This is a genomic window from Mesorhizobium sp. M7A.F.Ca.US.014.04.1.1 (assembly GCF_003998745.1).
Lineage (GTDB): Bacteria > Pseudomonadota > Alphaproteobacteria > Rhizobiales > Rhizobiaceae > Mesorhizobium > Mesorhizobium ciceri.
In genome coordinates, this window is record NZ_RZRW01000161.1 from 1 (window position 1) to 10734 (window position 10734).

The 10734-nt window shown below is 64.8% G+C and carries 9 protein-coding genes and 1 pseudogene; 6 read left to right on the top strand and 4 right to left on the bottom strand.

All coding sequences use genetic code 11. The features are described from left to right. Both EOA22_RS13335 and EOA22_RS13340 read right to left on the bottom strand, forming a co-directional pair. Positions 1-382 (bottom strand): annotated as a pseudogene (locus EOA22_RS13335) (tonB-system energizer ExbB); the annotation flags it as partial. Positions 383-447: 65 nt separating this feature from the next. After that, the gene (locus tag EOA22_RS13340; protein WP_063170397.1) at positions 448-1239 is read right to left on the bottom strand and encodes an ATP-binding cassette domain-containing protein; all 792 of its coding nucleotides are present in this window, start codon (positions 1237-1239) and stop codon (positions 448-450) included. A 212-nt stretch (positions 1240-1451) separates the two neighbouring features. Between EOA22_RS13340 and EOA22_RS13345 the strand changes: the two genes are divergently transcribed. The 5 genes from EOA22_RS13345 (at position 1452) to EOA22_RS13365 (ending at position 9077) form a co-directional block, all read left to right on the top strand. Continuing rightward, positions 1452-3635, top strand: a complete 2184-nt coding sequence (locus tag EOA22_RS13345) for a TonB-dependent siderophore receptor (protein ID WP_244514244.1) — start codon at positions 1452-1454, stop codon at positions 3633-3635. Between the two features lie 25 nt (positions 3636-3660). Beyond that, positions 3661-4521: an ABC transporter substrate-binding protein gene (locus tag EOA22_RS13350; protein ID WP_063169484.1), complete on the top strand. Its 861-nt coding sequence runs from the start codon at positions 3661-3663 to the stop codon at positions 4519-4521. 11 nt (positions 4522-4532) lie between these two features. Beyond that, complete coding sequence (gene fhuB / locus EOA22_RS13355) at positions 4533-6521, top strand: Fe(3+)-hydroxamate ABC transporter permease FhuB (RefSeq protein ID WP_245478633.1); 1989 nt, start codon at positions 4533-4535, stop codon at positions 6519-6521. Positions 6522-6630: 109 nt separating this feature from the next. Further along, positions 6631-8355: an ABC transporter ATP-binding protein gene (locus tag EOA22_RS13360; protein ID WP_063170398.1), complete on the top strand. Its 1725-nt coding sequence runs from the start codon at positions 6631-6633 to the stop codon at positions 8353-8355. A gap of 35 nt (positions 8356-8390) precedes the next feature. Next, positions 8391-9077, top strand: coding sequence for an isochorismatase family cysteine hydrolase (locus EOA22_RS13365; RefSeq protein WP_063169486.1), 687 nt, complete (start codon positions 8391-8393; stop codon positions 9075-9077). Positions 9078-9083: 6 nt separating this feature from the next. On the opposite strand, the gene EOA22_RS13370 is transcribed toward EOA22_RS13365, so the two are convergent. Both EOA22_RS13370 and EOA22_RS13375 read right to left on the bottom strand, forming a co-directional pair. Further along, positions 9084-10025, bottom strand: coding sequence for an LLM class flavin-dependent oxidoreductase (locus EOA22_RS13370; protein ID WP_013528961.1), 942 nt, complete (start codon positions 10023-10025; stop codon positions 9084-9086). Between the two features lie 110 nt (positions 10026-10135). Continuing rightward, a complete protein-coding gene (locus tag EOA22_RS13375; RefSeq protein ID WP_013528960.1) occupies positions 10136-10291 on the bottom strand; it encodes a hypothetical protein in 156 nt (51 codons plus the stop codon). A 290-nt stretch (positions 10292-10581) separates the two neighbouring features. Between EOA22_RS13375 and EOA22_RS13380 the strand changes: the two genes are divergently transcribed. After that, the coding region (locus EOA22_RS13380) for an SDR family NAD(P)-dependent oxidoreductase (RefSeq protein WP_127390014.1) at positions 10582-10734 on the top strand (153 nt) is incomplete at its 3' end.

Here is a 10734-nt window from a genome sequence, read left to right on the forward strand (position 1 = left end):
TGGCCAGCCATATCGGCCAGGTGCAGAGGGAGGCAAAGCCCAGCCCGATCATCACCGCCTTGACGACGATATCGGCCGCCATGAACATGCCCCATGGCGACAGGTCATGCGGCAAGGTCAATTCCATCGCCGTCGAAGGTCCGGCCTCGGCTGGCGCGGCTGTGTTCGGCTGGGTGCCTGGCTGCGAAGGCGCCATCGTGGCCGGCGGAGCGACTGCCGGTGCGGCGGGCGCCGGCGCAATCGGCGCTGGGGCCGTGGGAGCAGCCGGGGTGGGGGCATCAATCGCCGGCGCGGCACCGGCCGGTTGCTCCTGGGCCATCGCGCTGCCGGCCGACAGGATGACGGATGCGACCAACGCCGCCAACAAACCAGTTCTCGACAACAGCTTCTTCCTTGTTCTCACAGCGGCCAGCCGCCTTCTATTTCCCGCCGCCGCACCAGATCTCGTCACTGCACATAGCCGACGGGCTGGCCGGTGACGGGGTGCGCGAACACGCCCATCTCCACGCCGAAAATGCCTTTCAGAACATCGCTGCGCATGATCTCGCCGGGTGTGCCGCGCGTCAGCAGCTTGCCGTCCTTGAGCGCGATCAGTTCGTCGCAGTAGCGCGCCGCCATGTTGGGATCGTGCAGCACGACGACGACGCAGAGGTCGCGTTTGCGGCTGAGTTCCTTGACCAGCCCGAGCACCTCGACCTGATGGGCGATGTCGAGTGCCGAGATCGGCTCGTCGAGCAGCATGACGCCGGCGTTCTGCGCCACCAGCATGGCGAGCCAGGCGCGCTGGCGCTCGCCGCCCGACAATTCGTCCACCAGCCGATCCGCGAACCCGTCCATGTCGGTCAGGGCCAGCGCCTCGTCGACATGCTGCCTGTCCTGCGCGCGGAAGCGGCCAAGCGCGCCATGCCAGGGATAGCGTCCCAACGTCGCCAGTTCGCGCACGGTCAGGCCGGTCGCCGCCGGTGTCGTCTGCGGCAGATAGGCAAGCGCGCGGGCAAATTCGCGGGCGCCCCATTGCGGCAACGGACGCCTGGCGAAAGTGATGGCGCCTGAACTCGCCGGCTGTTGGCGCGCCATGAGCTTGATCAGCGTCGACTTGCCCGAACCATTGTGGCCGATCAGCCCGTAGACGCGCGAGCGCTGCAGTTCGAGCGAGACCGGACCGAGCAGCGTCCGCTCGCCGACGGCAAAGCGCACCGCGTCGATATGGAAGGCAGTCTGGGCATCAATTCCAGCCATGCTCATGGCTTTTCTCCAGTGCGGCCGCCCGCATTTCCAGATTCCGGCTTTCGACGGCTCATGCCCGGTTGACTATGAAACATGACCTTACTAGTCAACATTGAAGATGACTGCAACGATCAACAAATCGTCGCGACCGGCAATATCGACATGAAATTTGGAAAAGGGGGCGCAGGATGATCTCGGGACGTGGACTGATTTGGCAGGACCGGATGGCGCGGAAGCGCCTGCTGATCGCAGCGGTGTCGGTGCCGGCCCTGCTTGGCTGCGGCCATGCCCTGGCCCAGGAGACGGTCACCACCACCCTGGACCCGATCAACGTCCAGGAACGTGTCGAAAGCGCCTTCGGGCCGGTCAAGGGCTACGTGGCCACCAAGGGCTCCACCGGCACCAAGACCGACACGCCGCTGATCGAGACGCCCCAGTCGATATCGGTGATCACCAAGGACCAGATGGAAGCACAGGCGATTGACAACCTCGGCGGCGTTCTGCGCTACACGCCCGGCGCCACCGGCGATCTCTACGGCACCGACAATCGCGGCCTCGGCCTGCAGTTGCGCGGCATTTCGAACGCCAACGGCGTCTTCTACAGGGACGGGCTGCAGCTCAAGGAGAGCAATTTCATCCTGTTCACCGCACTCGATTCCTATGGCGCGGAACGCTACGAGGTGCTGCGCGGACCAGCGTCGGTGCTCTACGGCCAGGCTAGCCCCGGCGGCATCATCAACTATGTCAGCAAGCGGCCGACCGAGGAAAACCTGCGCGAGATCGAACTCGGTGGCGGCAGCTTCAATCGCTATGAAGGCAAGTTCGATTTCAGCGGTGCCGTGAACGCCGACAAGTCGCTGCTGTTTCGCCTCACCGGTGCCGCTCACATGGGCGACACGCAGACCGATTTCGTCAAGGACGACCGCATCTTCATCGCCCCGGCGATCACCTGGCAGCCCGATGCCGACACCAGCCTGACCATCCTCGCCAACTATCAGCGCGACCGCTCGGGATGGGCGATGCAGTACCTGCCTGCCTACGGCACGGTCATACCGGGCAAGGACGGCAAGTACCTGCCGAACAGCATGTTCGTCGGCGAACCCGGCTTCGACTCCTACAACAACGACCAGGCCTCGATCGGCTACGAATTCGATCACCGTTTCAACGAAACCTGGCAGGTGCGACAGCATGCCCGCTACGTCCACCTCACCCACACCGAGGAGGGCGTCTTTGGTGGCGGACTGACGGACTCGAACGGCCTGGAACCTTCAAGCGGCGACTACTACCGTTATGCAGATGCCGGCGGCACCAAACTCAGCGGCGTCACCATCGACAACCAGGCACAAGCCGATTTCGACACCGGGCCGCTTGCCCACACGCTGCTCGTCGGCCTCGACTACAAACGCTACACTTACCGCGACTATGCCTCGGAAGGGACCGTCGAGGACGGTTTCAACATCTTCGATCCGGTTTACGGGTACCCGATCACCGATCTGACGCCCTACACCGATACCGACACCACCCAGCAGCAGGTCGGTCTCTATGCCCAGGACCAGGTCAAGTTCGGCAACTGGCGGCTGACCCTTGGCGGCCGCCAGGATTGGTCGGACGCCAAGGTCTACGACAATCTGGCCGGCGGCTACATTCCCGAGCAGAAGGACAACGCCTTCACCAGCCGCGCCGGCCTGGTCTATCTCGCAGACAACGGGCTTGCGCCCTATGTCAGCTACTCCGAATCGTTCCAGCCCGTGGCCGGCGCCGACAGCGACGGCAATCTGTTCGTGCCCGAGACCAGCAGGCAATACGAGATCGGGCTGAAATACCAGCCGACCGGCTGGAACTCCTTCATTACGGCATCGGTTTTCGACCTGACCCGACAGAATGTCGTGCGTTCCGGTAATGAGGGCTCGCCCAACGATCTGTTCCAGACCGGTGAGATCCGTTCGCGCGGCGTGGAATTCGAGGCCGTTGCCAGCCTCGATTCCGGCTTCGACCTGAGAGCGGCCTACACCTATCTCGACACGAAGATCACCAGGGCGACCGCTGTCGAAGATGTCAACGGCGTCTGGGTCAGCAACGAGGGCAACACGCCCTTCGGCGTGCCGGCCCATTCCGCATCGCTTTGGGCCAATTACACCTTCATGGGCGGCAAGCTCGAAGGTCTCGGCCTCGGCGCCGGTGTCCGCTATGTCGGCTCGACCTATGGCGACGACGCCAACAGCTTCAAGGTTCCGTCGGTCGTGCTCGCCGACGCGGCGGTGCATTACGCCTGGCAGAACGCCACGCTCAGCCTCAATGCCAGCAATCTGTTCGACAAACGCTACGTCGCCTCCTGCTTCTCCTCGGGCTTCGGCTGCTTCTACGGCGAGGGCCGCAGGATCAACGGTTCGGTGAAATACACATGGTAGAAGCAATGTGGCGGGCCGGCCCAAAATGGCGGCGCTGACACGGCGCCAGTATCTTGCCGGCCTCGCCGCGACCGGTCTCGCTTTGCCGGGCGGCACGGCACGCGCGGCACCTGCCCGCGTCGTCTGCCTGGAATGGACATCGGCCGAAATGGTGGTCTCGCTCGGCGTGTCGCCGCTCGCCGTCGGCGACACCAGGGGTTATGGCGACTGGGTCCAGGGCCCGGCGCTGCCGCAGGCCACCATCGACCTGGGGTCGCGCAGCGAGCCCAATCTCGAACTGCTTCGGGAATTGCGGCCCGACCTGATCGTCGGCGCCTATGGCTATGGCTTGGACGAGAACAGCTTCACCAGATTGGCGCCGACCTTCAATGTGCCGTTCTACAGCGGCAAGGCTCCACCTTACGCGCAGGCGCAGCAGGTGACGCTGCAGCTTGGCAACATGCTTGGCCGTGGGACGGAAGCAGAAAACCTTGTCGGGCGCATCGAAGCCTCGATCGCCCAAGCGCGTGCCAGGCTGGAGCGGGCGGTGCAAAAACCGGTCTGCGTCGTCAGCATGTTCGACGATCGCCATGTCCGCGTCTACGGCGCCGGCAGCCTGCTGCAGGACGTCCTCGACCGGCTCGGCCTCGTCAATGCCTGGACCGGCGCCACCAATGAATGGGGTTTTTCGACGGTCGGCATCGAGGAACTGGTCGCCGTCGGCGAGGCGCAACTGATCTCGCTCGATCCGATCCCGCCGCACGTCAGGATCAGGATCGCCCGCAACTCGCTCTGGGCCAACCTGCCCTGCGTCCGGAACGGCCAAGTGCGGACCATTCCGCCGGTCTGGCCGTTCGGCGGTCTCACTGCTGCCGCGCGTTTCGCCGAATTCGTGGCAGCAGCATGATCGCTCAGGCAATGTCCCTGCCGCGACAGCGCGACGGCATCGGCGCGCTCATCCTGCTAGTTGCCGTGCCCGCGGGGCTGGCGCTGGTGCTGAGCGTCATCGATCTCATCCACCTTCTGCCGGCGCACCTGTGGTGGCAGGCGCTCACCGCCCCCGACACATCCGATCCAGTGCAGTTGCTGTATCGCTATGCTTTCCTGCCACGTGTCGCCGTCAGCGTGCTGGCCGGCGCGGCGCTCGGTCTCGCCGGTGTCGTCATGCAGCATGTGCTGCGCAACCCGCTGGCCGAGCCGACCACGATCGGCACCAATGCCGGAGCAAGCCTCGCTTTGGCGGCCGCCACCCTCTACGCACCATGGCTGCTGGAAGGCGGCCGTGAAGGGGTGGCGCTGGCTGGCGGCGCTCTCGCCACATCAGCCGTTTTCGCACTGGCGCGCGGGCGCAGCTTTTCGCCAGTGTCGATCATCATCGCCGGCCTCGTCGTCAGCCTCACTTTCGGTTCGGCCGGCGCGCTGCTGATGGCGCTCAACCGCGAATACACCGAGGAGCTGTTCATCTGGCAGAGCGGCTCGCTGGTGCAGAATGGCGATGCGGCCGTCGTTGCTCTGGCGCCGTGGCTGCTGGCCGGCATCTGCGCCGCGTTCCTGCTCTGGCGACCGCTACGCCTGCTCGATCTCAGCGACGACGGCGCGGCATCGCTCGGCACCCGCCCGGCCGTCATCCGCCTTGCCGGCATGGCTGTCGCCGTCTCGCTTGGCGCGCTGGTCGTCGCCGAGGTCGGCGTCATCGGGTTCGTAGCGCTCGCTGCCCCGGCGCTGGCGCGGCTGGCCGGAGCGCGCACGCTTGGCCGCCGCCTGGTCTGGTCGCCGCTGGTCGGCGGCGCCCTGCTCTGGCTCACCGACCGCCTGGTGCAGCATCTGCCGTTCGCCGGCGAAATCCCCGCCGGCACCGCGACCGCTTTGCTCGGCGCGCCGCTGCTGCTGTTCCTGTTGCCGCGAATGCGAACCACCCCCGAAAGGCAGGCCGATATGATGTCGTCCGTACGCCTGCCGACAAACGGCCTGCCGTTGATCGCCGGCCTGCTGGCGCTCATCCTCGCGGTTGTCGTCGCAATGGGCTTTGGCCGTGGCGCAGGCGGTTGGCACTGGATCGCATCCGAGGATTTGACCGAGCTGCTTGCCCTGCGCGCGCCTCGCGTCGTCGTAGCCCTGTCGGCGGGCGTCCTGCTCGCGGTCGCCGGCACGCTGATGCAGCGCATGACCGGCAACCCGATGGCAGCACCCGAAGTGCTCGGCATTTCCGGCGGCGCCTCTTTCGGCGTGCTCGCGCTGCTGTTGCTCAGCGACGGCTTCGACCGCGCGGCAATGCTCGGCGCCGCACTCGCGGGCGCCTTGCTGGCGCTGACGATCGTCGTGCTGGTCGGGCGGCGCAATGCACTGTCGCCGTCGCGGCTGCTGCTTGCCGGCGTCGCCGTGGCGACGGTCGCGTCGGCCTTCGCCGCGCTGCTTCTGGCCAGCGGCGATCCGCGCACGGGCTTCCTGCTCGCCTGGCTATCGGGATCGACCTATCGCGCAACGCCCAATGATGCCTTCACTGCCGCTGCGGTCGCGGTCGCCGTCCTCGCGCTGGCGCCGCTGACGGCGCGCTGGCTCGATATAGTGCCGCTCGGCGAAACTGCCGCGCGTGGCCTTGGCCTGCGGCTTGGACGGGTTCGCGCCATTCTGCTGGCACTTACCGCGCTGGCCACCGCAACCGCGACATTGGTCATCGGCCCGCTGAGCTTCGTCGGCCTGATGGCGCCGCATCTCGCGCGCATGCTCGGCTTCCGCCGTGCCGTGCCGCAGCTTCTGGCCTCGGCCATGACAGGCGGGCTGATCCTCGTTGCCGCCGACTGGGCCGGCCGGACGCTGATCTTTCCCTGGCAGGTGCCGGCCGGGCTCATCGCCGCCTTCGTCGGCGGCCCCTATTTCATGGCGCTGATGTGGAAAGGCAGGCAATGAAGTCGGCCCTGGCATATTGCCGGCCCTGCCCTGCCGATTGTAAGCAGCGCCCATCGATGGCGGCCGGTGCCCTCGCCGCGTCCATCAAGACAGCTTGCGGTTCACCTCGATGATCAGACGTTTCCTGTCCTATTACGCGCCCTGGAAGGGGCTGTTCGCGCTCGACTTCTCCTGCGCGGTGCTGGCCGGCCTGCTCGAACTTGGCTTTCCCATGGCGGTCCGCACCTTCGTCGACCAGCTCCTGCCACGGCAGGACTGGACGCTGATCATCATCGCCTCGGCCGGGCTGCTGGTAATCTATCTGCTCAACACGGTGCTGATGGCGGTCGTCACCTATTGGGGCCACATGCTTGGCATCAACATCGAGACCGAGATGCGGCGCAAGAGCTTCGATCATCTGCAGAAACTGTCGTTCCGCTTCTACGACAACCACAAGACCGGCCATCTCGTCGGTCGCGTCACCAAGGATCTCGAGGAGATCGGCGAGATCGCGCATCATGGCCCCGAGGACCTGTTCATCGCCATCATGACGTTCGCCGGCGCCTTCGTGCTGATGTTCACGGTCAACATGCATCTGGCGCTGATCACGGCGGTGATCGTGCCTCTGATCGCCTGGGTGACGATGCGCTACGGCGACCGCATGGAGCGCAACTGGCAGGCGCTCTACCGGCGTGTCGGCGATTTCAACGTCCGCATCGAGGAGAATGTCGGCGGCATGCGCGTCGTCCAGGCCTTCGCCAACGAGGAGCATGAGCGCACGCTGTTCGCACATGACAACCAGCGCTACCGCCAGACCAAGCTCGACGCCTACCGCATCATGTCGGCCAGCAATTCGCTGAACTACATGGGCATAAGGCTGATCCAGCTCGTGGTCATGATTGCCGGCAGCTACCTCGTCATTACGGGAGGCCTGAGCAATGGCGGCTTCGTCGGCTTCCTGCTTTTGGTCGGCGTCTTCGTGCGGCCGATCGAGAAGATCAATTCGGTGATCGAGACCTATCCAAAAGGCATTGCCGGCTTCCGCCGCTACACAGAGTTGCTCGACACCGAACCCGACATCGCCGACCGGCCCAGTGCCGTTACCGCCAGCGGCCTCAAGGGCTCCATCGAATATCGCGGTGTGAGCTTCGGCTATGGCGACGGCAAGCCGGTGCTCAGGGATATCGATCTCACCATCCGCGCCGGCGAAACCATCGCCTTCGTCGGGCCGTCAGGTGCCGGCAAGACCACCATATGCTCGCTGCTGCCGCGGTTCTACGAAGTCAGCGCCGGGCGGATCAGCATCGACGGCATCGATATCAGGGACATGACGCTCGCTTCGCTGCGCGGCCAGATCGGCATTGTCCAGCAGGATGTCTTCCTGTTCGGCGGCTCGATCCGCGAAAACATTGCCTATGGCCGTCTCGGCGCCTCCGACGACGCCATCGCCGATGCCGCGCGGCGGGCGCAGCTCGACGGCATGATATCAGGCCTGCCGGCCGGTTATGATACGATCATCGGCGAGCGCGGCGTAAAACTGTCCGGCGGCCAGAAGCAGCGGCTGGCGATTGCCCGTATGTTCTTGAAGAACCCGCCGATCCTGATCCTCGACGAGGCGACGTCGGCGCTCGACACCGAGACCGAGCGCGAAATCCAGAAGTCGCTGGCCGAACTTGCCGAGGGCCGAACCACGCTGGTCATCGCACACCGGCTGGCAACGATCCGCGGCGCCGACCGCATCGTCGTCGTCTCGGAGTCGGGCGTCGTCGAGCAGGGGTCGCACAGCGAACTGATCCGTGCCGGCGGCATCTATCGACGCCTGCACGACGCCCAGCATCTGGTGTCATCGCGTTGATCCACTATGGTAGCGGCCAAGCAGGGAGCCCCCGGATGATCAAGGCAACGCCCTTCGACTTTCCCTTTGACGGCAGGCTGGTGGCCGAAAACACCGCGCTGATCGTCATCGACCTGCAGCAGGATTTCCTGTCGACGACGGGCTACTTCGCCAGGCAGGGCTATGACCCGTCGCCTCTGAGGGCGATCCTGCCGACGGTGAGCCGGCTGATCGCGGCCGCGCGCAGGGCCGGCGTCAGGGTCATCCATACCAGGCAGGGCTATAGGGCCGACATGGCCGATATGACGCCTTACGAAAAATGGCGCCGCAAGCGCTCCGGTCTCGACGGCACCGATATCCTGCTGCGCTCGGGCACGGGGTTCCAGATCGTTCCGGAGATCGACGTGGCACCGCACGACATCATCGTCGACAAGACCTGCAACAGCGCCTTCACCTATACGGATTTCGAGCTTGTGCTCCGCGCGCAAGGCATCACGCATCTCATGTTTTCCGGATGCACGACGGATGTCTGCGTCCACACCACGCTGCGCGAAGCCTGCGACCGCAAGTTTCAATGCCTGACGATTTCCGACGCCTGCGCCAGCGGCGACAAACAAGCCCACGAGGCCGCGCTTCATATGGTGACGGTCGAAGATGGCGTCTTCGGCGCGCTGGCGGATTCGGGCGCTGTCATTGAAGGCCTGTCGCGGCTTGGCGACAGGCCCGAGGCAACAAAAGGCTGAAGGACTTCAGCCCGTTGCGCGCGTCTCCAATCCTGCACGAGACGCATATGCTCCAGGCTGGAATGCCTCGTGTTCGCGACGCGCCAGCGAATTGCGCAGCAGGGCGATCGTTTCCCGGCCGAGCGTTGCGATCTCGCGTGGCGTGTCGACGCCGACAATCATGAATTCATCGATCCCGAGGGCTGCATAGGCAAGCAGCGACAGGGCGGCCTGGGCTGGCGGCCCGGCAACATCGACCGCCTTGTGGCCGGAGGCGGAAGCACCCTGGTGAATCCCGACCGGAAGCGCGAAGCGCAGCTTGCCGGCCCGGCCATGTTCGGCGGCGGAGCGACGCACCCGCTCCATCAATTGCCGGATCTCGTCGATCGAGCCCGGCGCCAGTTCAAAGACATCGGCATGCCGGCCGGCCACCTTGAGCGCCGTTCCGGACTGCCCGCCCATGCGGATGACCAGGTCGGCGCCGTGCGGTCCCTTGCGCGGCACGTAGCCGCCCTTGATGCTGTAGAACGTTCCTTCGTGGTCGAAGGGCCGGTCGTTCGACCACAGCCGCTTCAGCAGCACCAGATATTCGTCTATTCGCTGCCAGATGACGGTGTGCCCGACCGGCCGTGTTTCGGCGTCGGCATCGCTCAGCGGCTCGCTGATCATTCTCAGCGCCAGGCGTCCGCCGCTTTGCCTGTCGATCGACGCCAGTTGTCGGGCCGCCACAGTCGGTTCGACCACGCCCGCCCAATGGGTGAGCACGACTTCCAGCGACGAGGTGCGATCGAGCACCTGGGCCGCAAGATCCATGTTGGTCAGCAGTCCGGCCGAATCGTCGACGACGATCTTGCGGAAGCCGCCGTCCTCGATCAGCCCGAGCTTGGTCGCGGTCTCGGCAAAGTCGTAGAAAAAGGGAACCGCGGCATCGGCGGTCTTGCCGGGAATATGCGTGAACTCGATCGGCATTGCCATGTCCTCCGTGGTGTCGGGCGCGCGAAAGCACGCCGAGGATTCGGTTCATTCAACTCCAATTGCCTGTAAGTGGTGGGGCAGCTAACCCCGGTCGATCTGACGACTCAGGGAATAAGACCCAGAACAACGGCCCCGGTGAACACGAACGCAAGGGCAAAGACGAGATAGGCGAAAGCCCCGGCATAGGCCGGGCGGAAGGTCTGGGCATTGGCCGCCCGCTGACCACTGCGATCCGTCTGGGCGTTCTGGATATAGGACATATCGACCTCCGTCTCGTCTGTTAATCTATAAAACTTGTAGACTTTGTCGATTGCTATTTTTCGGTCAAATCTAGAATAATTTTCTCTTAGGTGACGGGAAGTTGGTAGCCACTTGCTTACAGGGGCACTCGGGCGGCCGATCCGTATGGCGCGTCCGTTTTCGGGTCTGCGTCCGAATGGACCTATGGCCTTGCCCTCGCGGCACTCAATTCGTGGATTGGCCGCCCGGCGCCGGCGCGGTAGCATCACCCAACCAGCAAAGCGAAATCGTCACATAAGGGGCAAAAAAAATGGGCACAAGACTGGCCGGCAAGGTCGCCATCATTTCGGGCGGCGCGACGGGAATGGGTGGAGCAGCCTCGGAGTTGTTCGCCGCCGAAGGCGCCAAGGTGGCGATCATCGACCGCAACGGCGAGGCGGCCGCCGCAACCGCAGCGACAATC

Excerpts from the sequence above, each read along its gene's own strand:
- EOA22_RS13360 (WP_063170398.1), top strand. The coding sequence starts at position 6,631 with ATGATCAGACGTTTCCTGTCCTATTACGCGCCCTGGAAGGGGCTGTTC.
- EOA22_RS13350 (WP_063169484.1), top strand. The coding sequence starts at position 3,661 with ATGGCGGCGCTGACACGGCGCCAGTATCTTGCCGGCCTCGCCGCGACC.
- EOA22_RS13375 (WP_013528960.1), bottom strand. The coding sequence starts at position 10,291 with ATGTCCTATATCCAGAACGCCCAGACGGATCGCAGTGGTCAGCGGGCG.
- EOA22_RS13345 (WP_244514244.1), top strand. The coding sequence starts at position 1,452 with ATGGCGCGGAAGCGCCTGCTGATCGCAGCGGTGTCGGTGCCGGCCCTG.
- EOA22_RS13365 (WP_063169486.1), top strand. The coding sequence starts at position 8,391 with ATGATCAAGGCAACGCCCTTCGACTTTCCCTTTGACGGCAGGCTGGTG.
- EOA22_RS13370 (WP_013528961.1), bottom strand. The coding sequence starts at position 10,025 with ATGCCGATCGAGTTCACGCATATTCCCGGCAAGACCGCCGATGCCGCG.
- EOA22_RS13340 (WP_063170397.1), bottom strand. The coding sequence starts at position 1,239 with ATGGCTGGAATTGATGCCCAGACTGCCTTCCATATCGACGCGGTGCGC.
- fhuB (WP_245478633.1), top strand. The coding sequence starts at position 4,533 with ATGTCCCTGCCGCGACAGCGCGACGGCATCGGCGCGCTCATCCTGCTA.